Below are 25,090 nucleotides of genomic sequence, written 5' to 3'. Positions count from 1 at the left end.
TTCTTAGCTTATAACGTTACTAATTTTTAACGAATTACTCTAATTGTTTGAAATAACTCCATCTACTGGAGAGCTCGGATGGGCAAGTGGGTTCTCTTGGAGTCTTCCAGATAGATAAGCATCCCTGCCAGCCTCAGTCGCTTTAGAAAAGGCTTGAGCCATAAGAATCGGGTTTTTAGCTAAAGCAATTGCACTATTGATTAAAACCCCATCAGCACCCATTTCCAATGCTTGAGCTGCTTCACTTGGAACTCCAATACCTGCATCAATAATTATTGGGATTCGAGCTTCTTCGATAATCATTGCAATGTTTGCAGCATTTCTTATTCCTTGAGCAGATCCGATGGGGGAACCAAGAGGCATAACAGTTGCACATCCAATTTCTTCAAGTTGTTTTGCAATTAATGGATCAGAATTTATATATGGAAGAACAGTAAATCCTTCTTTAACTAATTGCTCGGCTGCTTTTAAAGTTCCAATTGGGTCGGGCAATAAATATTTTGTGTCAGGAATAACCTCTAATTTGACAAAATTATTATTCTCTTGACCTGCTAACTTTGCTAATTCTCTTCCAAGTCTTGCTATTCGAATAGCTTCTTCCGCATTTGAGCATCCTGCAGTGTTTGGGAGCATCCATATACTTTTCCAGTCTATTGATTCCATTAATCCTTTATGTCCGTGTTCTAGTCCTTGAACTCTTCTAACAGCGACAGTAACTATTTCACATTTTGTATTTAATAGACTTTTTTGCATCACTTCTAGGGATGAGTATTTACCAGTTCCAACAAGAAGCCTACTTTTGAACTCTTTATTGCCTATTTTGAGAAATTGATTTGTTTTTTGCATAAGTCAAAATATGATGAATTAAGAATGATTTAGAAGCCTTTTTTATTAAATAATTGATCTTTGTCTTTTCCAATTATACGGTCAAGTCTTTTAATTTGAGAGATCGCTGTTTTGTTATTAGGATCTAGCTTTAAAACCTCTTGATAATTTTTATAAGCTTCATCTTCTTTGAGCAAACGTTGATAAGCAAAACCAAGGTTATTAAGTGCGACTGGATATTCAGATTTTGCGGTTAATGCTTTTTTGTAATGAATCACCGCTGATTTGAAATCATTTTGAGCAGCCAGTGCAAAACCTAGTGCATTTTCTATAAGTGCTTTAGCTTCTTCTGGTTCGCCATCAAGTTTCTTTAACGCTTGTTTTAAAGTTGAAGTAGCTTGAGGATATAATCTTTTCTTTAATTGAACAGACGCTAATTCATACATTTTAGCTGAATCTTCTTTTGTATTTGTATCTTCTTTCTCTAATTTTATTAGCTTCATTTCATCTTTTCTTACTTGATATAGTTGTTTTCCAACTAAAATAGCAATAATTACTAAAAGCAAACAGAGGCCTATTAAATAACTTTGAGGAAGATTAACTATCATTGCCTAAAACTCAATTACTAATTTCCTGATTATATAGTAATTATTTATTATTAGAATATTTTAAATTTTTCGAATTTCTTCTTTATTCTTTTATTTTAATTAATCATTCATTCATAACTTTCAATAAGACAAACACTATTAAAGCATATTTAATTTTTTGAATTAACTGCAATATTTGTGAATGTTTTAGGATCTGTAACTGCTAATTGAGCCAGCATTTTTCTGTTGATTCTTACATCTGCTTTTTTTAACCCACCGATAAACTTGCTATAGCTTAATCCATTTAATCTTGCTGCTGCATTAATTCTTGCAATCCAAAGTCTTCTGAAATCACGTTTTCTTCTTCTTCTGTCTCTGTAGGCGTTACAAAGAGCTTTCATTACTCTTTGATTTGCAGTTCGGAAAAGAGTTCCATTCCCTCCTCTAAATCCTCTGGCTAGACGAAGGATTTTGTTTCTACGTTTTCTAGCAACATTTCCTCTTTTAACGCGTGCCATAATTAATAATCAGAAATCAAGAAATTGAACTAATAAACGTTCTTAAGCAGTCTTAAGCATAGGGAAGCATAAGGCTTACGTTTTCTGCATCACGTTCGTCTACGACTGCTTTTGTTTTAAGGTGCCTTTTTAATTTAGGGCTCTTATGGTCGAGTAAGTGATTGTGAAATGCACGACGTCTCATGAACTTGCCAGTGCCTGTTGCTTTGAACCGCTTTGCAGCAGCTTTGCGGGTCTTGAGCTTTGGCATTGAAAAAGCATAGTTAGTCTATAAGAATACGTCCTTGAGCTCACTTAAGCCAACCCAAAATTATTAAATTCTTGCTGGAATGAGATTTTTGTTGTGATTAAAAGTTATTTACAGGCTCAAAAGAGTTTTTTTGTTTTGGGTTTCTTTCTCTTGATTGGTGTGCATTATTCAAATCAAGTAAGTAATGCGAATCCTCGCAAAGTTAAGTTTTTTAAAACTCATGAAGCTCCTCCTGAAACGCCTTTAATAAGTACGGAAAAAAATGTTCTGCTTGTTGGGATAGAGCCATATCTAGGTAAGGAAATCATTAATGATCAAAATTCGCCATCTTTAAAGCTTGTAAGTAATGGTAGAAACTTGATTTTGAAAGATGCTGATGGAGTTATTAGAAGGGCTAAAGAAATTAATATTGGTTGGCGAGCACAACAATTATTAGATCCAAAAGTATTTATTCGTCATAAAATTGGTCCCTTCGCAAGTTTCGAGTCTGCTGAAAGATTGGCAAATGATTTAAAAGAAAAAGGTATTGAATCAACTATTGCTCATCCGTTTGATTGGGAGGTTTGGGTGGCAGGAGATATCCCCATTCCTCCATCCATCAAGTCAACTTACCAAAAAATACAAGTTGCAAAGACTGTTTTACCTTATTTGAATGTAAATGATCGAAAGATTGCCCTCACAGGTCCTATTTCTTTGCATGCCCCCGATGGATTGCGCTGGGAGAAGGGAATATACATGGGTCCATTTTCTATCCAGGCAGATGCATATGGTAGTTGGACTTTAGTTGAGCATGTTCCGATTGAAAGGTATTTAACAGGAGTAGTTCCTTACGAAATTGGCGCCAATTCACCTGCAGCAGCACTTGCAGCCCAGGCGGTGCTCGCTAGAACATGGGCTTTGGCTAATAGCCATAGATTTAAAGTTGATGGATACAACCTTTGCAGAGATACCCAATGTCAGGTTTACAAGGATCCCTCTAATGCCAATCAAACAATTAAAACAGCTATAAAAAAAACTGCTGGAAAAATTCTTACTTGGAATAAAAAGCCAATAAACACTGTTTATCACGCGACAAATGGTGGAGTAATGGCCTCGGTTGATGAAGCATGGTCAATCAATAAAGTTCCTTATTTGCAAATGCGCTTGGATGGCCCAAAAAATTGGACCAGTAGCGTTAAATTACCTCTATCAAATGAAAAATATTTGAAATCTTTTTTATTTTCTAAGTCTGATGCTTTTGGTTCTGATCATCCTCTCTTTAGATGGGAAAGAACAATAGAGTCCTCTCAGATATTTCAACAGCTCAATCGAGCTCAAAAGGTTAGTCGTTCTTTTTATCCAAATAAAATTGAGGTTGTACGTAGAGGAAGTAGTGGGAGAGTCACTTTATTGCAAATTGACGGAAAGACTGGCCCAGGAATTTTGCTTAAACTTGATGACATTCGACGTGTTCTTAGACAATTACCAAGCACATTATTTGTTGTTAAAGAAATTAAAGAAGGTAAATGGCTTTTTTCTGGTGGAGGTTTTGGCCATGGTGCAGGAATGTCTCAGGCTGGGGCTATAGAGTTAGCAAAAAATGGATGGACTACAAAGCAAATTCTTTCTCATTATTATCCGAAAACTAAATATGGATTTTTGCCTTAGTGATGAAAGCCTCTTAGAGTCACTTGTTGATAAAAGGATTACTCCATGGCTTTAGCCAAAATCAGTGGAGAAAACCGACGCATTAAATCAATAGTGTTTTTGATTTTCTGCGCTTTGGCAGGAATTTTTCCTCATTTAATGGACCCTAGCAAGAATTTATTGCTTTCAATTACTTTGGCTGTCTTACTGGGTGGGTATGGTTTAATTGTTGTTTTACAAGATCGTAGGGAGAATTATCAATTACCAAAAGAGTATCTAATCAAGGATGAAAAATTTGTTGATACCCTTCCTAAAATTGATGTTTTGGTGGCAGCACGTGATGAAGAAAATGTAATAGAGAGACTGGTTTCAAGACTTTTATCAATTGAATATCCAGAGGAGAAACTTTCTCTATGGATAATTGATGATGGAAGTCAAGATCGAACATCTGATTTATTACACAAATTACGTATAAGTTTCTCAAGAATCAATATTTTAAGTCGACCATTGATGAGTGGTGGTGGTAAATCAGGAGCTCTGAATTCTGTATTGAATAAAACTGATGGAGAATGGTTATTTATTCTTGACGCGGACGCACAACTACAGAGCAATGTATTACTTAGAGCAATAGCTCTTGCTTTGCATGGGGGATGGTCTGCTGTGCAGCTAAGAAAATCAGTTGTGAATTGTGAGTTGAGTCCAATTGCTTCATTTCAAGCAATGGAGATGGCAATGGATGCTGTTATTCAAAGGGGTAGACTTGCTTGTGGTGGTGTTTCGGAGTTAAGAGGTAATGGACAATTAATTAATAGAAAAGTTCTTGAATCTTGTGGAGGCTTTAATGAACAAACTATCACGGATGATTTAGATTTAAGTTTCCGGTTTTTATTAACCCGATCGCCAATAGTAATAATGTGGGATCCACCTATTCAAGAGGAAGCAGTTGAATCATTACCAGCTTTATTTCGACAAAGAAAAAGGTGGGCTGAGGGTGGTTTACAAAGGTTTTTTGATTACTGGCCCTTATTGATTTCAAAACGCTTATCAAACTTTAAGAAAATAGATTTATCTTGTTTTTTCTTGTTGCAATATGTTTTACCAGTTGTATCATTTATAGATTTTATTGTATCACTTATTTTAGTTGAGATGCCATTATATTGGCCAATATCTATAGTTGCATTCGGTATTTCTAGTTTAGCTTTTTGGAAAGGATGTTCTCAAAATAGTGAAGGTCCAAGAGTACCATCTCCTAATTTTATTAATATATTTGGAGCAACAATTTATCTTGCTCATTGGTTTATTGTTATTCCCTTTATAGTTTTGAAAATGTCATTATTTCGTAAGACTTTAATATGGGAAAAAACTGATCATGTTGGCTCATGATTAAGTTAATCTACTTATTCAAGATCGACAATTTCTCCATTAAAGAAGTCTGCAAATTGCTTAGCTTTTTGATCAATAGAGTTTGTATCTTTATTGATTATTTGTTCTACTTTCCTTTCTTTGATATGATTTTTTTCTAGCTCATTATCAGTTTTAAATTCATGTTTTTGTTTTATTTTTTGAGTGGGAGTTTCATCTTTTTTGTGATTGGATAAGTTTTCTTTGTGTTGTATTAAAATAACTTTAGTTGATGATCTTCTCGCTTTATAAAAAGCATCTTCAATAAGATTTTTTCGACTTTGAATCATATTTATCCATTTTTCTGAAATTGCTATTTCAGCAGAGTCAGAGTTCAAACTTATTAACTTAGCTTGTTGTGAAAGTAGCATTTTTGTTGAAGGAAGCTCTAACATTGCTATGACTTGTTTCCATATATCATCAAGATTCAAATTTTGACTTGTTTGAGACTCTTCTTCAGCAATTGTTCTTTTGATTTGTTTTATGTTGGTATTAGAATCTATATTTTTTAATAAATTATTTGAATTTTTTGGCTGAGAATCATCTGATATCTTTGTTTTTAAAAAGGACTTATTTATTCTGTTAATTTCTTTGGAATTGCTATTTGAAAGCATTCCAAGCAAATTAATTTCTAACCATAATTTTGGTTGATTACTGTGTCTTATATGGTTTTCTGATCCTTTTAATTGAGCTTGTAGACTGAGTATTTGATCAAGATTGATCGAAGTTGCTAAGTCTTTTAAACTTTTACTATTCTCTTGCGAAATATTACATAAATTTGTTGGCTGGTCGGTAATTTTTGTGACAACTAAGTCTCTTAATATAGATGCTATTCCATGTAATATTGCAATTGGCTCTTTTCCCTTATTAATTAGATTATTACAAATATTTAGAATAGAATTAGGATCTTTATTTAGTAAAGATTTAGCTAATATTATCAATTCTTCTTCTGGTACAGCCCCGATCAAATTAATGATATTTAATTGAGTTATAGGGGGAGGAAGTAAACTTACTTGATCAAGTAAACTTTCAGCATCTCTTAACCCTCCTTGAGAATGCTTTGCAATTAATGATATTGCCTCTTCGTTGATTGAAATTTCCTCTTTTTTAGCAATACTCATTAAATGCTTTTCTAAATCAGTTAAAGCGATTCTTCTGAAATCAAAGCGCATACATCTACTAAGAATTGTAGGCAAAACGCGTTGCGGATCTGTTGTCGCAAGGATAAAAACGACTTGCGCGGGAGGTTCTTCTAGGGTTTTTAGAAGTGCATTAAAGGCTGCAGTTGAAAGCATATGGCATTCATCGATGACATAAACTTTCCAGCGAGCTTTTGCTGGTGCAAATCTAGACCTTTCAATTAATTCACGAATATTCTCAACACCTGTATTAGAAGCGGCATCAATTTCAATTACATCTAATGCATTACCAGAGCTAATCCCCTTACATAATTCACATTTATTGCAAGGCATGGTTGTAGATTTTTCACTTTTTAAGCAATTTAAAGATTTTGCAAAAATTCTTGCACTTGATGTTTTACCTGTTCCTCGAGGCCCAGTAAATATATATGCAGGTGCAATTCGATCACTGATTAATGCTTGTTTTAATGTAGATGTAATTGGATCTTGTCCAACAAGCTCGTCAAAGTTGGTTGGACGATATTTATGATGTAATGGCTCATAAGTTTTTATCATTTTTAATTAAAATATCTATAAATTTAATCTTGATCTATTTGATCATATTCAAAATTGAAAATCATTCATCAAATATTTGACTAATTTAATTTTTGAAAATTTTACAATTAAATTTGAGAAAGGTATTCAAAAAGTTGATTCTATCTAAGCAGATTCCTTAACGATCCTTTTTTCATTAGATAAGAGTGGAACCACTTTGCCACCAGTAATTTCATCAACCATTTTTTTTGTTACGTTGAAATTTTTAATCTTAGTTTGAGATGGAAGGTTATACATTAGATCTAGCATGATTTCTTCAACAATTCCTCGCAAAGCTCTAGCTCCAGTTTTTCTTTTAAAAGCTTCTTGCGCAATTGCTTCAACAGCATCTTCATCAAATGAAAGCTCTACATTATCCATACTCAATAAGGTTCTAAATTGCTTTACTAAGGCATCTCTTGGTTCTGTAAGAATAGATTGAAGTGCTTTAGCATTCAATGGTTCTAAGATTGCACTTACAGGCATTCTTCCAATAAATTCGGGAATTAACCCGTATTTCACCAAATCGTCAGGCTCAAGATCATTAATTAAATCTGCACCAACACGATCTCGATTGGATTTGGTTCTTACCCTAGTTTCATTTGGTATGAAACCAATTGAATTTTTACCAAGTCTTCTTTGAACTACATCGTCTAAGCCAACGAATGCTCCACCACATATAAAGAGTATTTGGCTTGTATCAATTTGAATAGAATCACCATAAGGATGTTTCCTCCCTCCTTGAGGAGGCACGTTTGCAACAGTACCCTCGAGCATCTTTAGAAGAGCTTGCTGAACGCCTTCTCCCGAAACATCTCTAGTAATGGATGGGTTTTCACTTTTTCTAGCAATTTTGTCTATTTCATCTATGTAAATAATTCCTCTTTGTGCTAAAGCCACATCCATATCTGCTTTTTGTAGGAGACGTAAGAGAATGTTTTCTACATCCTCCCCAACATATCCTGCTTCAGTAAGAGTTGTTGCATCTGCGACAGCAAATGGAACGTCTAGCATTTCAGCTAATGTTTGGGCAAGTAATGTCTTTCCGCATCCAGTAGGGCCAATTAATAAAATATTAGATTTTTGTAATTTTGTGGCTGTTAAATCAGTTTCGCCAGCACCGTCCCCTTTCCATGCAAGTCTCTTGTAGTGGTTGTAGACAGCTACAGACAAGATTTTTTTTGCTGGTTCTTGCCCCACGACCTGATCATCTAAAAACTTTTTAATTTCAATGGGCTTTGGTATGGAAGCCAAAGTGGGGGCAGGTTTAGCTGTTGTTGTGGCAGGTTTAGCTTTACGAGTTTGTTCTTGTCCACTTCTTTGATGAGTTGGATTATCAATGAGTTCTTCATCTAAAATTTCGTTGCATAAGTCGATACATTCATCGCATATGTAAACTCCTGGACCAGCAATGAGTTTCCTCACCTGATCTTGGGCCTTGCCACAAAAGGAGCATTTAAGATGGGCCTCAAATTTTGCCATCGAGCTCTATAGAAAACAGGGTAGATAGACCGAGCATTAATTTTATTCAGTCTCAGTTAATAGGATCATTGAGGATTGATGCCTTGTCAGCTTTCCTTAATGATTCATATGGAGTTGAGATTGGAAACCACTTTGTCGATCAGGCCATATTCAACCGCTTCTTGGGGAGAAAGAAAGTGGTCTCGATCAGTGTCTTCTGAAATCTTTTCAATATCTTGCCCAGTATGCTCAGCTAAAAGTGAATTAAGAGTCTCTTTTAAATAAAGAATTTCTTTTGCTTGAATTTCAATTTCCACAGCTTGACCTTGAGCTCCACCAAGAGGTTGATGAATCATAATTCTTGAATTGGGCAATGCAAGTCGTTTACCTTTTGTTCCCCCAGACAGAAGAAAAGCTCCCATGCTTGCAGCAAGCCCGAAGCAAATTGTTATGACATCAGGACTAACTTGCTGCATGGTGTCATAGATAGCTAGCCCCGCAGTTACAGATCCTCCAGGAGAGTTAATGTACAATTGAATATCTTTTTCTGGATCATCAGCTTCTAAAAAAAGCATTTGTGCCACTAATGCATCAGCAACTTGATCATTTACATCGGTTCCTAGAAAGATGATTCTTTCACGAAGTAATCGGGAGTAAATATCAAATGCCCGATCACCCTGACCTGATTGTTCGATTACAGTTGGCAAAACTCCTGGCCCTGAAGATAGATAGGAGTTATTCCATAAACTATTAATGGGGTGATTTTGTCTTGCTTCAATCAACTTGAACTTTAGATAGCTAATAATTCTAATCTATGTGTAGAAACTAGGATTTGGGTGTTTTAGAACTTTTCTTTTCTGTTTTTGTTGTTGTTGTTGTCTTTTTAGAACTTTTCTCCTTGCTTTGATCCTTAGTTTTTTTCGGGGCTTTTTCTACAACCGTATTATTTTCTTCCAGCCAAACAAATAATTTATCTTGCAATAATTCATCAGTAATAACTTCTTTGAGACGATTTTCATCGATATTTTTTTCGTTTGAAAGTTTTATATCAGCTTCTACTTCTTTGAGTTTTGAATTAATTTCTTTTTGTGAAACCTCAATTTTTTCCGACTTGGCCAAAGCATTTAAAGCAAGTTTTTGACGAAGCTTTTTCTCTGCTTCTCCTTTTGAAGACTCCATTAGCGATTTCACAAGCTCTGGAGTAAACATTGATTTCACATCAATGCCTTGCTGAGCAAAATTTTGAGCTGTTTGTTCAACAATGATTCGAACTTCTTGGTCAATAAGACTTTTTGGAAGTTCAACTTCCAGCTCATTGACCAAAGCGGCAAGAAGGGAGTCTTGGCGATTTTTTGCTTGTTTTCTATCAGTATCTTCTTTAAGCCTCTTCTCCAGATCCGCTCGTAAGTCAGTCATATTTTCTTTATCACTTGCTTGCTTGGCAAATTCGTCATTTAGTTCAGGTAATTCTTTGATTTTTAAATCTTCAAGACTGACTTTGAATTCAGCTTTTCTCCCTTTTGCATCTTCTTGATGATAATCCTTGGGAAATTCACAATTTAATGTTTTTTTATCACTAATGTTCATTCCAATCACACCCTCAATGAATCCAGGTATCATTCGGCCTTCTTCAAGTTCTATTTCTATTGAATCCGCGCTTCCTCCTTCAATTTCGCTTCCATCATCTGAGAAATTTCCTTTAAAGCTTAATAGGGCAATATCTCCTTTTTTTGCGGCACGATTAGTAACAGGGACCTTAGTTGCTAATTGAGTTCGGGATTGCTCAATAAGTTCATCTACTTTCTTGGGGTCAAAGCTTAAATTCTCTACTTCAGCAGTTAGACCTGAAGATTTTTTTAAAGTTGGGATTGGGGCAATATCAGTTTCAAGTTTTAATTTAAGAGATTTTTCAGGGTTGAAATTCTCCAAAATAGTTTCAAAGCCATCCTCGAGTTCTGGCTCACACAAGGGTTCAATTCCTTCCTGATCTAATGTTTGTGTCCAAACTTTTTGCAACAGTGATTCTAATGCAGAGGCTTGTATCCTTTTGACTCCAAGTTGCTGCACTACTACTGCTTTTGGGACTTTGCCTTTGCGAAAACCTGGGATTGAGATAGATCTGCTGAGTTTGCTTAAAGCTTCGTCATAACTATTTTTACATCGATCTGCGGGCACCTCTACCTCTACAGCAATTCTGCTATTAGGTTTCGAACTGGTTTTTACTTTTAATTTGGCAGCACTCATTGAAACGGAATTCTCAAATTTGGTTAGCGTAAGAAAGCGTTAATTCACTTCCAAAGCTATTGTGGCCTAAAAAGCATCGAAAAATTTGTTATTTGTTGATTTTTCCAATAAGAAAAAATTTTTTGTTAAACCTTTTAATTTTCTTCATCAAGTTTGAACCCACATTCTCTTCTCCCAAATAGACCTCTTACAGTTGCGATTCTAGGATCGAGTGGAGCTGTAGGTAAGGAATTATTGGCTTTACTTGAAGAGAGATCTTTTCCTATTAAAAAATTAGTTTTACTAGCCTCTCATCGATCCGCAGGGGAGATTCAGACTTTTTGTGGAAATGAGTTGAAAGTTGAAGAGACAACTAAAGACAGCTTTAAAAATGTAGATTTAATTTTAGCTTCAGCTGGTAGTTCAATATCTCGGAAGTGGAAAGATTCAATTCATAATTCTGGAGCTTTAATGATTGATAACTCAAGTGCATTTCGAATGGACGAGAATGTTCCTTTGGTTGTTCCTGAAGTCAATCCTGCCGATGCAAGTAAACACAAAGGTTTAATTTCTAATCCTAATTGCACGACTATTTTATTAGCGTTGGTTCTATCTCCATTGACCAGACATATTCCTATTAAAAGGATAGTTGTCTCAACCTATCAATCCGCCAGTGGTGCAGGTGCCATGGCAATGGAAGAATTAGAAAAATTAAGCAAAGAAGTTTTAGAGGGAAAAACTCCAAACAGTAAAGTTCTTCCTTACTCCTTGGCATTTAATCTTTTTTTGCATAATTCACCTTTGCAATCGAATAATTATTGCGAGGAAGAAATGAAAATGGTTAATGAAACCCGAAAGATTCTAGGAGATCCAGAACTTTCTTTGACCGCAACATGTGTCAGAGTTCCTGTTTTTAGGGCCCATTCTGAAGCAGTAAATATTGAATTTACAAAGCCATTCCCAGTCAAAGAAGCATATGAAATTTTGGAATCCTCACCAGGAGTGGAGATACTTGAGGATGTGGAAAACAATCGTTTTCCTATGCCACAAGATGTAACTGGTAGAGACCCCGTATCTGTAGGTCGAATAAGGCAGGACATTAGTAATCCCAATGCTTTGGAACTATGGTTATGTGGAGATCAAATTCGCAAAGGTGCGGCACTGAATGCTGTGCAAATTGCTGAACTTCTTTTGCCGAAACAATCATGACTAAGTCAGCTTTATTATCACCAGCACCTTTTGGAAGATTACTAACGGCAATGGTGACTCCCTTTGATAAAAACGGGAAAGTAGATTTTGGTCTGGCTGCTGATTTGGCAAATTATCTAGTAGATCAAGGTTCAGATGGAATCGTTGTATGTGGAACTACAGGAGAATCTCCGACTTTAACTTGGCAAGAACAGCAAAAGATGCTGGAAACAGTAAGAAACTCTTTAGGCTCTAGAGCTAAAGTTTTGGCTGGAACAGGGAGTAATTCGACCTCTGAGGCAATTGAAGCGACAAAGGAAGCAGCTAATGCAGGCGCTGACGGGGCATTAGTGGTTGTTCCTTATTACAACAAACCACCGCAAGAAGGATTAGAAGTTCATTTTCGTGCTATCGCTAATGCGGCTCCACAGTTACCTTTGATGCTCTACAACATCCCAGGGCGGACAGGCTGTTCGATATCACCTATCATTGTAAGTAAGCTTATGGATTGCAGCAATGTAGTCAGTTTTAAAGCTGCAAGTGGAACAACAGAGGAAGTGACTGAATTAAGAAACTATTGTGGATCAGATTTGGCTATTTATAGCGGTGATGATGCTTTGGTTTTACCAATGCTTTCAGTAGGGGCAGTAGGTGTTGTAAGTGTTGCAAGTCACTTGGTTGGCCCAAATATGAAGAAAATTATAGAGAGTTTTTTAGAAGGTAAATACGCTGAGGCACTTTATTTGCACGAGAAACTACAACCTCTTTTTAAATCACTTTTTGCAACCACAAATCCTATTCCTGTTAAAGCGGCACTTCAATTAATTGGTTGGTCTGTTGGACCTCCTCGAAGTCCTTTAGTCTCTTTAAACAGCAAAATGAAAGAAGAACTCTTGAAGATACTCTCTTCTTTGAGATTGATTTGATTCATTCCCTCGTTTCCGAGTGGATTTAACTTTCATTTAAGTAACAACCAAGTTTTTTACATACATTTTTCCATGACATCAAGTTCAATGAATTCTCAAGTTTCAAAAAATATTCAATCTCAAGCCCCCTGTTTGAGGATTATTCCCTTAGGCGGCCTCGGAGAAATCGGAAAAAATACTTGTGTATTTGAATATGGTGACGACATAATGATTCTTGATGCTGGTTTGGCGTTCCCCACTGATGGGATGCATGGTGTAAATGTTGTCATGCCAGACACTACTTATTTGCGTGAAAATCAAAGTCGAATAAGAGGTTTAGTAGTAACTCATGGACATGAAGATCATATTGGTGGGATTTCTCATCATTTAAAGAAATTCAATATTCCAATTGTTTATGGTCCTCCCCTTGCTATGTCGATGCTTAGGGGGAAAATGGAGGAAGCAGGGGTTGCTGATCGGACAACGATACAAGTATGTGGTCCTCGAGAAGTTATTAAAGTTGGACAACATTTTTCAGTTGAATTCGTAAGAAATACACATTCAATTTCTGATAGTTATTCCTTCGCAGTTACTACACCAGTGGGAGTAGTGTTTTTCACTGGTGATTTTAAATTCGATCATACTCCTCCTGATGGGCAGCCTGCTGATTTGGCCAGAATGGCACATTATGGAGATAAAGGTGTTCTTTGTCTTCTATCTGATTCAACCAACTCTGAAGTTACAGGGTTCACACCCTCTGAATATTCTGTTTTCCCAAATTTAGACAGATATATAGCTACTGCTGAGGGCAGAGTTATGGTTACTACTTTTGCTAGTTCAACTCATCGCGTAGCAATGCTTTTAGAGTTAGCAATGAAAAACGGTAGAAAAGTAGGCTTGCTTGGTCGTTCGATGCTGAATGTCGTTGGTAAAGCAAGAGAACTTGGATATATGCGTTTTCCTGATGATTTGTTTTTCCCCATTAAACAGATTAGAGATTTGCCTGATAGAGAGACTTTTTTATTGATGACAGGCAGCCAAGGAGAGTCAATGGCTGCTTTGAGTCGTATCGCTAGGGGTGAGCATCAACATGTTCAGTTGAAGACTAGTGATACTGTAATTTTTTCTGCTAGTCCTATTCCTGGCAATACTATCTCAGTAATGCATACGATTGATAAATTAATAAAATTGGGTGCGAAAGTTATTTATGGCAAAGACAAGGGTATTCATGTCTCAGGTCATGGATGCCAAGAAGATCAAAAATGGATGCTTGGATTAATTAGACCTAAATACTTCATCCCTGTCCATGGGGAGTACAGAATGCAAGTACTTCATGGGAAAACTGCAGTATCAATGGGGGTGCATCCCGAAAATGTATGTGTGATGGAAAATGGGGATGTTGCTGAATTAAGGCCTGATTCTCTTGTTCAAGGGTCTCCAGTTAAATCAGGAGTAGAATTACTGGATTCTTCTAGAACAGGGGTTGTGGATACTCGAGTCCTAAAAGAACGTCAGCAACTTGCTGATGATGGAGTTATTACTGTGCTGACCCCAATTAGCACTGATGGTGTAATGGTTGCACCACCGAGGGTGAATCTTCGGGGTGTCATAACTAATGTTGATGCTAAAACAATGGTTAATTGGACTGAAAGAGAAATCAATTGGGTCTTAGAGAATCGATGGAAACAGCTTGTTCTTAAGACAGGAGGAAAGTCAGTTGAAGTTGATTGGATTGGTTTGCAAAGAGAGGTTGAATCAGGATTATCTCGTAGATTAAGAAGGGAGGTTCAAGCTGAGCCATTAATTCTTTGCCTTGTTCAACCTGCTCCTGGTGGGACTCGTGCTTATAAACCTCAACTTGATCAACAGCCAGACTCTCGACAAGTGGTTAAGAAAACTGCTGATAAAACGCCTAAGGCATCTAATTCTTCTGTAAAAAATAACGAGCCAAGTTCACAACTAGAACAAAAAACAGACAGCGGTTCTAATTCTGAGGAAATGCCATCCGGAAGAACAAGACGACGCAGATCAGCCATTAGTTGAAATACTGCATAGTTTCTTCTAAGTAGTCTTGTTTGAGATAAAAATAGTTTCTTTATCCCATCTGATTAGGTAGTCACCATGAAGGTGGATGGTTCCAGGTGGATTTTTTTTAGATATTTTTCTATTTATTTCTTCGATTTGTAAAGTTGTAACTTTTTTTACTCCTAACATTTTCAACCAATTAGAAAGTATTGTTTTTCTAATAGAGTCTTTTAATTCGATTAGTTTTTTTCTGGATAGAGAATTGATTTGTTTTCCTTGGCAAAACTCTATTGCTATTTTTGCAAATAATTGTTGGTCTTCGCTATAACTTTCAAGTCTATTCGCTAAAGAGGCTATTCTTGAGTCTGCGCCTTTATAGATTGAATTTAAAATTGGTAAAATTTCTTTTCTAATTTTATTTCTTGTCAAATTATGATTTTCATTTGAAGGATCAATCCATATTGGCAAATTAAATTCTTTGCAAATTTCGAGAGTTTCGCTTCTATTAAAAATTAGTAAGGGTCTGGCTAATTCTAAATTATTCTTTAAAGGTCTTTGTTCTTTCAGTGTACTAAGTCCAATCAGATCAGTTCCCCTGGCTAAGTTCATAATAATTGTTTCTGCGCGATCAGTAGCAGTATGACCAGTTAATATTCTTGTACATGGAAAACATATATTTTTTGATGATAGTAAATTAGCCCTCAATATTAAGTTTTTATATCTCCAGTCTCTTGCTTTCTCTTCATTATAAACTTCTCTTTGATTTGCTTTATTTGAGTGAAATGAGATTTGCTTATTAAGACACCAAAGTTTTAATTCTTTTTCTATTTTCTCAGATTTAGTATGCCATTGATGATCTCCATGCCAGATTTCAACTTGCCATTTATATAGCCTTTTTAAATCGATAATTAATTTTAGAAGAGCCATCGAATCTTGCCCGCCAGATATAGCTAAAAGAAGCGTGGAGTTACTGGGAAGTAGAGATTTATGTTGTTTAAGCCTTTTGTGCAAACGCAGATGCCATTTGCTCCAAGACATGTCATTTTTAGTAGATTGTGACATTTGCTTTGGTTTCAGAGCTCTATTCGCATTTTTTTAGTTCTTTTGCTGAGTCAGTGTCACAATCAGATTAATAGTTGATGTTTTTATGACACGTTTGCAAGCATTGCCAGGTTCACTTCAAAAGAGTATTCAAAATAAATCGTTACTGAAAGTAATTTCTGGTTTGAATAATTTTAATCCAGAATCAGTATTTCGAATTTCAAAAGCTGCAGGGGTGGGGGGTGCCGATTTATTGGACATTGCTTGTGAACCAAAATTAGTAGAGCTAGCTTTGGAGGCTTCGAATATTCCTGTCTGTGTAAGTTCGGTGGAACCAAAACTTTTTCCTCAAGCTGTTAAAGCAGGAGCATCAATTATTGAGATTGGGAATTTTGATTCTTTTTATCCAGATGGTCGCGTTTTCTCAGCTGATGAGGTGCTCTCTTTAGCTATTGAATCTAGAAGCCTTTTACCTGAAGTTGTTTTGTCTGTAACCGTTCCCCATACTTTGCCTTTAGATAGTCAAGCACAATTAGCGTTAGATCTTATTGATAAAGGGGTCGACTTAATTCAGACAGAAGGAGGGACTAGCTCTTCCCCTATTAGTCCTGGAACCTTGGGTTTAATAGAAAAAGCTTCACCTACTTTGGCTGGAACTTTTGTTATTGCCGCTGCTTTAAAAGAGAATCATTGTAATGTGCCTGTGATTTGTGCTTCTGGACTCTCCGAAGTTACTGTCCCAATGGCTATATCAATCGGGGCTAATGGTGTTGGTATTGGCTCGGCTGTGAATAAATTGAATACTGAATTAGCTATGATTGCTACTGTCAAAGGTCTTCGTCATGCTCTAGATTCCTTTCAACTTGTTTCCACGGTTAATAAATCAATTTAATAGGCTAATTTATAGTTATTGATCACAATTTGCAGAATATGGAATTAATAAATTTCTCTTTCTTGAGCATTTAATCAATATGCCTGAATATAACCTTCAAGCTCCTTATCTACCAAAAGGTGATCAACCTGCGGCTATTAAAGGACTCGTTGGAGGTGTAAATAGTGGTAAAAAGTTTCAAACTTTATTAGGTGCAACTGGAACAGGAAAAACTTTTACTATAGCTAATTTGATAGCTCAAACTGGGAGGCCAGCGTTAGTTTTAGCTCATAACAAAACACTTGCAGCTCAGCTATGTAATGAACTAAGGGAATTTTTCCCTGAGAATGCTGTTGAATATTTTATATCTTATTATGATTATTATCAGCCAGAGGCTTATGTTCCAATTAGTGATACTTATATAGCAAAGACATCATCAATTAATGAAGAAATTGATATGTTACGTCATTCTGCAACTAGATCTTTATTTGAACGAGATGATGTCATAGTTGTTGCTTCAATTAGTTGTATATATGGTTTGGGAATTCCAAGTGAATATTTAAAGGCTTCTGTTAAGTTTCAAGTTGGTCAGAATATTGATTTAAGAGCCTGCCTTAGATCATTAGTGTCAAATCAATACACACGTAATGATATTGAAATCAGCAGAGGTAGGTTCAGAGTTAGAGGAGATGTGTTAGAAATCGGACCAGCATATGATGATAGACTTGTTAGATTAGAATTGTTCGGGGATGAAGTTGAGAGTATTACTTATGTGGATCCTACTACAGGTGAAATATTAAATAAACTTGACTCAATTAATATCTACCCAGCAAAACATTTTGTAACGCCAAAAGATCGACTAGAATTGGCAATTCTGGCAATAAAAAAAGAATTAAACGATAGATTAGAATTTCTTAATCAAGAGGGTAAATTACTCGAGGCTCAGAGATTAGAACAAAGAACAATTTATGATTTAGAAATGTTAAAAGAAGTTGGATACTGTAATGGAGTCGAAAATTATGCTCGTCATCTATCTGGAAGAGAACCTGGCTCTGCGCCAGAATGCCTTATTGATTATTTCCCGAAAGATTGGTTATTATTTATTGATGAAAGTCATGTTACTTGCCCTCAATTAAGGGCTATGTATAATGGTGATCAAGCTAGAAAAAAAGTGTTAATTGATCATGGTTTTAGATTACCTAGTGCAGCAGATAATCGTCCTTTAAAGGATATAGAATTTTGGAATAAGGCAAAACAAACTGTTTTTATTAGTGCAACACCTGGCGACTGGGAACTGTCTCAAAGTACAGGAAATATAGTTGAGCAAGTTATTAGGCCTACTGGTATTTTAGATCCTTTAGTGGAAGTACGTCCAACACATGGACAAGTTGAAGATTTACTTTTTGAAATCAGGAAAAGAGCATCGAAAAGTCAAAGAATACTTGTGACAACTCTTACGAAAAGAATGGCTGAAGATCTTACTGATTATTTATCTGAAAATAAAATAAGAGTCCGCTATTTACATTCAGAGATTCATTCGATCGAGAGAATTGAAATTATTCAAGATTTACGATTGGGAGAATATGATGTATTAGTTGGAGTTAATCTTCTGAGAGAAGGTTTAGATTTACCTGAGGTCTCTCTTGTAGTAATTCTTGATGCAGATAAAGAAGGATTTTTAAGAGCACAAAGATCGTTAATACAAACAATCGGTCGTGCAGCGAGGCACGTTGAAGGTTTAGCTTTGCTTTATGCAGATAAAATGACCGACTCTATGGCAAAGGCAATAAGTGAGACAGAAAGACGCCGTGAAATACAAAATATTTATAATATTGAGAACGGTATAACTCCTAAAGCTGCAGGGAAGAAAGCGAACAATTCAATTCTTTCTTTTTTAGAGCTCTCAAGAAGAATAAATCAAGACGGAAACCCTGCTGATTTTGTCGATATTGCAGATAAACTTATCGAGCATAGCTCAAAAGATTCTGATAGTGCTATATCCTTGGATTCTTTACCTGAATTAATCGAAAAATTGGAATCTAAAATGAAAATGACAGCTAAAGATCTAGATTTTGAAAAGGCTGCACTTTTGAGAGATCGAATAAAGAAATTACGGCATAGATTAGTGGGTAAATAATATATTTTTAGCTTTCATTCTTTCCTAATTTAAAGCAAGAATGAATTTCCTTTAATGCTTGTTCACCATATTTCTCTGAGATAATACAAGTCGTTCTGATTTCACTCGTAGCTATCATTTCGATATTTATTTTTTGATTTGCCAGTGCTCTAAACATTTTACCAGCGGTTCCTTTTGTGAAAGGCATTCCAGAGCCTACTGCGCTAATTCGAACTATTGATTCTCCTTCTTCAAGTTTTGAGCCCTTCCAATTGGATAGCAATTCCTCTAAAGCATATTTAGCGTGTTTTTTATCACTTTTTTTTAATGTGAAACTAATATCTTTAGTGTGATTCTTATTATTCCTTTCTGATTGAACTATTGTATCTAGGCTGATATTTTTCTCAGCTAATGTTGAACACAACGTACAGGCAATCCCTGGCTTGTCTGGAACATTTTTCACGCTGATTTGGATTTGATCCTTATCTAAAGCTATGCCTCTTACTTCTGGTTCGTTGTTATTTTCAATCATAGGATTAAGAGTCATTTGTTTCTCAACAAGTTTGAAAACCTCTCCGACGCTACGAAGTGCTTTTTTCCCTAATGCTGCATCAATAACACAACTTACCTTAACTTCACTAGTGGCTATAAGTCGTATATTAATACCAGCATCAGATAGAGTTTGGAACAGAGATGATGCTATTCCAGGTCTCCCCATTATCCCAGCCCCATAAATACTCAGTTTCGTCAGATTTTTTTGAGAAGATATTTCACCGCCAACAGTAGTAATGAATTTTTTGCATTGAGCTTGTGCCTTAATTAATTCATGTTCTGCGATAGTAAAAGTAATATCATTAGAGTCTAATTGGTGTGTCGCTTGAATAATAAGATCAACATTTACTCCGCCTTCCGATAAAGATTCAAAAAGATCAGCAGCAATTCCTGGACGATCTGGAATATTAGATAGAGCTACCACTGCTTGATTCTCAACAAGTTCTAATCCGTCAACAGGACTACGATGTTCTATCCCACATTTTGAAAAAATATGATTCTTTTTACTAGTTAGAGTCGTTCCCTCAAGATTGTCCCAACTTGACTTGACTACAAGGGTTACGCCGAAATTCCTTGCTATTTCTACTGCGCGAGGATGCAAAACAGCAGCTCCAAGACTTGCCAGTTCTAACATCTCATCACAACTAATACTTTCCATTAATTGTGCATTTTTAACAATTCTTGGATCAGTTGTTAATACGCCAGGAACATCGGTATAAATTTCACATTTTTCAGCTTCCAGAGATGCTGCTAAAGCTACTGCAGAAGTATCTGATCCTCCTCTTCCTAGTGTTGTGATTTCATCAATACCTCCTATGCCAAGACTGGTTCCTTGGAATCCAGCAATGACTAATGTTTTGCCTTGATCTAAAAGATTTTTTATTCTTTCTGTTCTTATCTCTAGTATTCGAGCTCTTCCATGAGCTGATTCTGTAATAATTCCAGCTTGGGTTCCAGTTAATGAGATTGCTTGTGTCCCCAATTCTTTCAGGGCCATTGTTAATAATGATATTGAAACCTGTTCTCCAGTTGATAAAAGCATATCCATCTCTCTATGAGGAGGATCAACAGTTATTTCTGAAGCCAGCTGTGTTAATTGATCAGTTGCATGTCCCATGGCCGACACAACAACAACTAGATCATTTCCTTGCTCTTTAATAGATTGGATCCTTTGTGCGACAGCTTTTATTCGCTCAATGCTTCCTAGAGAGGTGCCGCCAAATTTTTGAACCAGCAGGGCCATTAAATTCTTGTTAACTTATTGATTATTTCAGTTATTAGTCATAATTTTACTTTCTGTTAGCAGATTATCTTTAAAAGAATCGATTGGATAGGTTCCTGATTTTATTGAGGCTTCAATAAGTAAAAGCTTTTTCATCAATTCAAGTAATGTTTGCAAAGATTTACCTTGAATTTGTTTTCGGATTATAAAAATACGTTTTGGATTGGCAATCCCAGCAAGTTTGGCCATTTCTTTGACGTCTTGATTTCCATGGGAATCTAAGAGATGTACCCAAATCCATCCTCTTGATTGACCGGTCAATGTTGTAATTAACCTTAAAGCTGGTTCTCCATTTTTAAGTAAGGATTGAATTTTATTTAGAGCTATAATTCTTTCACCGTTAAGCAGTAAACTGGCAATTTCAAGTGCATTTGTGGAATTATTTTGAATTAATTTTTGGACTAATTCTTTGGAGATTTCTTGTGGTTCATTAATATTTGATTTTTTATTAACTGCCTCTGATAATAATGTGAGTTTTTGAAGTTCAGTATTAATTAATGAGCTATCGTTTCCTATACTTTCTACTATTAAATCAATTGTTTCATAGTTAATTTTTAGATTTAATCTATGTGATATATTTTTAACTAATTTTCGTTGTCCATTGATATCCCAAGGCAGTGGAAGATTAAAATTTTTTTCCTCTGAAAAGGTATTTGATAATATGTTTTTTTCAATTAATTTAGTAGTTTTTAGTCTTTTATCTGGTTTATTTGAATTATTTAAAATTAGATGTGTTTTATCAGGAATTAATTTAATTGTTTGTTCCAGTTTAGTAGCGAGCTCAATAGAGCACCCATTACAAAACGGGCTTCTTCTAACTAGTACAACTCTTCCTCCGCTTCCGAAAGGAGCACTTTGAACTTCTTCAAGTGCTCTAAGATTTTGTTTTGGATCATTTCCATCGATTTGACTGTAATTAAAACTTTTCCATGATGGATCAATAACTGTTTTAATTATTTCTTCTATTTCCCTGTTACAGGCTTCATAATCATCTCCCCATATTAAATGTATTGGCATTGATGAGAGATATGTTATGAAAAAGATTCTGATCTTAAATTAACCAGTAAATTTAACAGTGAAAATACCTGAGCATCCAATTTTTCTAGAAAGTGTTAATTATATTAGATCTAATCTTGGTTTTACAGGGCTTGACCAGGTTCAGCAATCAATTTTAGAACGGATTATTCATTCAAGTGGTGATTTCAGCTTGCAGTCATGTCTTAGGTTTAGTCATAGTGCTTGTGAGGATGCTATTAATGCGTTGCAGAATGGCGCAAAGATTTTGACTGATACTTATATGGCTGAGGCTGCAATATCTCCCATGGCTAAAAGGACTTTAAATTCAGATATTCAATGCATTTTAGGCATGGCTCCTATTACTCTTGAGTCAACTTTGACTACTAAAAGTGCCATCGGCATGAGAAATATTTGGTTGGATTTTGAGCAGAAGGAGAACTTATTAAATGCTCCGTTGGTTGTTATTGGCAGTTCTCCAACAGCTTTAATTTCTTTATTAGATCTTGTTGAATCTGGTCATACAAGACCAAGTTTAATTGTTGGAATGCCCGTAGGATTTATAGGTGTTTCTGAGAGTAAAAGTCGATTATTGAATAGTGATTGTCCATATATTGTCTTGGAGGGTTCTAAAGGAGGAGCATCTTTAGCAGCAGCTACTACCAATGCCTTATTGAGAGCCGCTGAAAATTAAAGTTCAAGAATAATTTTATTTTCAGTTTTTCATTGGTTGGATAATTTTAATATTATTGGAGCTATTTTTCTCAAGATTATTTAAAATATTCTTTGCATTATTAACCACTTCTTTAGGCACTCCCGCAAGGCGAGCAGCTTCAATTCCATAACTTTTATTTGTCCCTCCTCTTTTAACTTTGTGAAGGAAAGAAAGTGAATTATTTTTATATTGGACAATAACTTGATAATTTTCTACATTATCAATATATTCAGAAATCTGATTCAATTCATGATAATGAGTTGCAAATATTGAACGACTCTTTATTTTTTTTGCTAAAAATTCGCTAACTGACCAGGCAATAGATAAACCATCAAAAGTAGATGTTCCTCGTCCAATCTCATCTAATAAAACTAATGATTTATCGGTCGCTTTATTAAGTATGAAAGCTGTTTCAATCATTTCAACCATAAAGGTTGATTGTCCTGAAGCTAAATCATCTACTGCTCCAACACGAGTAAAAATTTGATCAGCGATCCCAATATCTGCTGCTTTGGCAGGGATCCAGCTACCCATTTGAGTCATAATTTGCAAAATACCTATTTGTCTTAAGTAACAACTTTTTCCACTTGCATTCGGCCCTGAAAGAATTATGAGATCAGTCTTAGAACCAAGATCAATATCGTTTGGAACGAAAACTTTATCATTTAGAATTTGCTCAACCACAGGATGGCGCCCGCCTATGATAGATATTTTTCTTGATTTTTCTGGATTATCACTAATAATTATATTTGGTTGAATATAGTTATTAGTTGCTGCTAGTTCGGCTAGTCCAGATAAAACATCTAAGTAAGAAATTGCCTTTGCTGCTTTTCTAATAATATTTGATCTATTTCCAGTCATGGTTCGAAGCTTACAAAAAATTTCATATTCAACTTGAGATATTCTTGCTCTCACTTGAAATATTTTTCCTTCTCTTTCTTTTAACCCAGGTGTAACAAAACGCTCTTCGTTAGTTAAGGTTTGTCTTCTTATCCAGTGATTTGGAACATTGATAGACTTTGCTTTGCTGACCGCTAAAAAGTATCCGAAAGATCGATGATATTGAAGTTTTAAATTATTTATATTACTGTTCTTTCTCTCCTGTAACTCTTGAGAGGCTAGCCATGAATTATGATCATCTAGTTGATTCCGCAGCCCATCAAGTATAGGATTTATACCATCATAAATTATGCCACCTTCTGATAGACTTAGAGGTGGATTATCTATAATTTCATTAGTAATCTTTGAAGCAATTTCTGTTAATTCTTTATCTAAATTTAGTAGAGAGTCGAAATACTTTGATTCTTTAAATATTGGATCATGCAGAAATTTTTGCAGGATAGGTAAACGATTAATTCCCTCTGCAATAGCAATTAGATCTCGTGCTCCCGCTTGTTGAGCGCCTGCTCTGCCTGATAAACGTTCTAAATCACCCATAGATCTTAGAACTGCTCTAATTTTTCTTCTTAATGTCGATGATTTGACTAGTAAATTAATTATTTTTTGTCTATTTTGAATAGCATAAACATCTGTTAAGGGTTCTTCTAACCAACTTCTAATACATCGCCCCCCCATAGCAGTTAATGTTTTATCAATTGCCCAAAGTAATGATCCATGAAATTTTCCATTTTTTTGTGTTGTAGTAAGTTCTAAATTTTTTCGTGTTTGATTATCTATAATTAGCCCTATTTTACTATTTTTCAATTGAGGAAAATCAATACATACATTTGTTTTTATTTCATTTTTTAAGTCATTATCTAAATTTGGGTGAGTTTTATTTAAATATGCAATTAATCCTCCAACTGTTCTAATTGATAGAGAATCTGGATGTATACCTAATCCATGAATACTATTTAAACAATAATGATTTTTAATAGTTGTCTCAGCTTCTAATGTGGAAAATAATGTTTGATTAAATTCTGTTATATCTATTAATCCTTCATGCCAACTTTTATTCGAAATTGATGTTTTTTCTGAGATAACTTCAGCAGCTTTTAATTTTATTAATTCTTGACGTAAATTGTTAATCTCTTTCCCTTCTTGTACAATAAATTCACCAGTACTAACATCTATCTTTGCTAAAGCCCAGTTGATTATTTCTGGGTTAGATTTTGATTCTATTAGAACAGAAACTAACCAATTATTTTGTTTGGCTCTTAACATCCCTTCTTCTAGAATGGTTCCAGGGGTTATTAATTTAGTGATGCCTCTTTTTATTAATTTATTGCCTTTTGCTGGAGCAGCTTCAAGTTGATCACATATAGCAATTGATAAACCTTTTTTAATGAGTTCTGAGCAATAACGATCAGATGCGTGGTGAGGGATTCCAGCCATTGGGACTTTCCCAATTTTTTTCCCACCCTCTTTACTCGTGAGAGTGATTTCTAGAAGTTTTGAAAGTGTGATTGCATCTTCAAAGAAACATTCGAAGAAATCTCCAAGCCTGTAAAGTAAAACTCTGTCGGGATTGTCTATCTTTAGTTCTACATAGTGCCTTAATGCAGGAGTGAGATCATCAATATTTGGCAAATTATGATGAGACCATTTTGGTCCTTCAATTTTTGAACTTGAAAACTCCTCTTGATCAATATTTGGATTTGCATTTTTAGAAGTTTTTTTTATACGAGGTCTCAGTGCGGCATCATCTTTCAATTGTTGATTTGAAAGATTTTCGTTAGAGGTGTTTGAAGTATTGGTTTGTTGAACTTCATTGGTTTCAACCAGCTTTTTTTCTCCAAATAGACTGCCTTGTATAGGGTTTTGGCTGGCAGCCATTGA

The 25,090-nt window shown here is 35.3% G+C and carries 20 protein-coding genes; 8 read left to right on the top strand and 12 right to left on the bottom strand.

Translation table 11 applies throughout. The annotated features are described in order from the left end of the window. Window positions 1-39: 39 nt before the first annotated feature. From O5639_RS07155 to rpmI, 4 genes are all read right to left on the bottom strand, one after another. Entirely contained in the window at window positions 40-846 is an 807-nt protein-coding gene (locus O5639_RS07155; RefSeq protein ID WP_269623863.1) for a thiazole synthase, read from the bottom strand. A 29-nt stretch (window positions 847-875) separates the two neighbouring features. Further along, on the bottom strand, window positions 876-1,433 hold the full coding sequence (locus O5639_RS07150; RefSeq protein ID WP_269623862.1) for a tetratricopeptide repeat protein: 558 nt from the start codon (window positions 1,431-1,433) through the stop codon (window positions 876-878). A 149-nt stretch (window positions 1,434-1,582) separates the two neighbouring features. After that, window positions 1,583-1,930: a 50S ribosomal protein L20 gene (gene rplT, locus O5639_RS07145; RefSeq protein ID WP_269623861.1), complete on the bottom strand. Its 348-nt coding sequence runs from the start codon at window positions 1,928-1,930 to the stop codon at window positions 1,583-1,585. A gap of 52 nt (window positions 1,931-1,982) precedes the next feature. Next, on the bottom strand, window positions 1,983-2,180 hold the full coding sequence (rpmI, locus tag O5639_RS07140) for a 50S ribosomal protein L35 (RefSeq protein WP_038654742.1): 198 nt from the start codon (window positions 2,178-2,180) through the stop codon (window positions 1,983-1,985). A gap of 93 nt (window positions 2,181-2,273) precedes the next feature. Here rpmI and O5639_RS07135 point away from each other — a divergent pair, with 93 nt between their 5' ends. Continuing rightward, window positions 2,274-3,827 (top strand): SpoIID/LytB domain-containing protein, encoded by a 1,554-nt coding sequence (locus O5639_RS07135; RefSeq protein WP_269623860.1) that lies wholly within the window; start codon window positions 2,274-2,276, stop codon window positions 3,825-3,827. A 45-nt stretch (window positions 3,828-3,872) separates the two neighbouring features. Beyond that, entirely contained in the window at window positions 3,873-5,189 is a 1,317-nt protein-coding gene (locus O5639_RS07130) for a glycosyltransferase (protein ID WP_269623859.1), read from the top strand. A gap of 14 nt (window positions 5,190-5,203) precedes the next feature. Here O5639_RS07130 and O5639_RS07125 read toward each other — a convergent pair whose 3' ends face one another. From O5639_RS07125 to tig, 4 genes are all read right to left on the bottom strand, one after another. Further along, window positions 5,204-6,901, bottom strand: a complete 1,698-nt coding sequence (locus O5639_RS07125) for a DNA polymerase III subunit gamma/tau (RefSeq protein ID WP_269623858.1) — start codon at window positions 6,899-6,901, stop codon at window positions 5,204-5,206. Window positions 6,902-7,045: 144 nt separating this feature from the next. Further along, a complete protein-coding gene (gene clpX, locus O5639_RS07120) occupies window positions 7,046-8,401 on the bottom strand; it encodes an ATP-dependent protease ATP-binding subunit ClpX (RefSeq protein WP_269623857.1) in 1,356 nt (451 codons plus the stop codon). A 104-nt stretch (window positions 8,402-8,505) separates the two neighbouring features. Further along, window positions 8,506-9,162 carry an ATP-dependent Clp endopeptidase proteolytic subunit ClpP gene (gene clpP / locus O5639_RS07115; protein ID WP_269623856.1) on the bottom strand — a complete coding sequence of 219 codons (657 nt, stop codon included), beginning with the start codon at window positions 9,160-9,162 and terminating at the stop codon, window positions 8,506-8,508. Between the two features lie 43 nt (window positions 9,163-9,205). Next, entirely contained in the window at window positions 9,206-10,624 is a 1,419-nt protein-coding gene (gene tig, locus O5639_RS07110; protein WP_269623855.1) for a trigger factor, read from the bottom strand. Between the two features lie 153 nt (window positions 10,625-10,777). On the opposite strand from tig, the gene O5639_RS07105 reads away from it, so the two are divergent. The 3 genes from O5639_RS07105 to O5639_RS07095 all read left to right on the top strand — a co-directional run bounded on the left by O5639_RS07105 (window position 10,778) and on the right by O5639_RS07095 (window position 14,739). After that, window positions 10,778-11,812, top strand: coding sequence for an aspartate-semialdehyde dehydrogenase (locus tag O5639_RS07105; protein WP_269623854.1), 1,035 nt, complete (start codon window positions 10,778-10,780; stop codon window positions 11,810-11,812). Then, window positions 11,809-12,717 carry a 4-hydroxy-tetrahydrodipicolinate synthase gene (gene dapA, locus O5639_RS07100; RefSeq protein WP_269623853.1) on the top strand — a complete coding sequence of 303 codons (909 nt, stop codon included), beginning with the start codon at window positions 11,809-11,811 and terminating at the stop codon, window positions 12,715-12,717. The genes O5639_RS07105 and dapA overlap by 4 nt, the downstream gene beginning before the upstream one ends. 72 nt (window positions 12,718-12,789) lie before the next feature. Further along, the gene (locus O5639_RS07095) at window positions 12,790-14,739 is read left to right on the top strand and encodes a ribonuclease J (RefSeq protein WP_269623852.1); all 1,950 of its coding nucleotides are present in this window, start codon (window positions 12,790-12,792) and stop codon (window positions 14,737-14,739) included. Window positions 14,740-14,757: 18 nt separating this feature from the next. Here O5639_RS07095 and tilS read toward each other — a convergent pair whose 3' ends face one another. Continuing rightward, window positions 14,758-15,738 carry a tRNA lysidine(34) synthetase TilS gene (gene tilS, locus O5639_RS07090; protein ID WP_269625530.1) on the bottom strand — a complete coding sequence of 327 codons (981 nt, stop codon included), beginning with the start codon at window positions 15,736-15,738 and terminating at the stop codon, window positions 14,758-14,760. A gap of 130 nt (window positions 15,739-15,868) precedes the next feature. Between tilS and O5639_RS07085 the strand changes: the two genes are divergently transcribed. Both O5639_RS07085 and uvrB read left to right on the top strand, forming a co-directional pair. Further along, a complete protein-coding gene (locus tag O5639_RS07085; RefSeq protein ID WP_269623851.1) occupies window positions 15,869-16,654 on the top strand; it encodes a DUF561 domain-containing protein in 786 nt (261 codons plus the stop codon). A 79-nt stretch (window positions 16,655-16,733) separates the two neighbouring features. Next, complete coding sequence (uvrB, locus tag O5639_RS07080; protein ID WP_269623850.1) at window positions 16,734-18,770, top strand: excinuclease ABC subunit UvrB; 2,037 nt, start codon at window positions 16,734-16,736, stop codon at window positions 18,768-18,770. A gap of 7 nt (window positions 18,771-18,777) precedes the next feature. Here uvrB and O5639_RS07075 read toward each other — a convergent pair whose 3' ends face one another. Then, complete coding sequence (locus O5639_RS07075) at window positions 18,778-20,544, bottom strand: aspartate kinase (RefSeq protein WP_269623849.1); 1,767 nt, start codon at window positions 20,542-20,544, stop codon at window positions 18,778-18,780. 27 nt (window positions 20,545-20,571) lie between these two features. Next, window positions 20,572-21,600, bottom strand: a complete 1,029-nt coding sequence (holA, locus tag O5639_RS07070; RefSeq protein WP_269623848.1) for a DNA polymerase III subunit delta — start codon at window positions 21,598-21,600, stop codon at window positions 20,572-20,574. Between the two features lie 58 nt (window positions 21,601-21,658). Here holA and O5639_RS07065 point away from each other — a divergent pair, with 58 nt between their 5' ends. Then, a complete protein-coding gene (locus tag O5639_RS07065; RefSeq protein ID WP_269623847.1) occupies window positions 21,659-22,291 on the top strand; it encodes a precorrin-8X methylmutase in 633 nt (210 codons plus the stop codon). 21 nt (window positions 22,292-22,312) lie between these two features. Here the strand turns inward: O5639_RS07065 and mutS are convergent, their stop codons facing one another. Further along, window positions 22,313-25,087 (bottom strand): DNA mismatch repair protein MutS, encoded by a 2,775-nt coding sequence (gene mutS, locus O5639_RS07060; protein WP_269623846.1) that lies wholly within the window; start codon window positions 25,085-25,087, stop codon window positions 22,313-22,315. Window positions 25,088-25,090: the final 3 nt, after the last annotated feature.

Origin of the sequence: Prochlorococcus marinus str. MIT 1214 (assembly GCF_027359355.1) — a bacterium.
GTDB lineage: Bacteria > Cyanobacteriota > Cyanobacteriia > PCC-6307 > Cyanobiaceae > Prochlorococcus_B > Prochlorococcus_B marinus_F.
The sequence above is the reverse complement of the archived record's forward strand: the minus strand, read 5'-3'. Positions and strand labels throughout refer to the sequence as shown.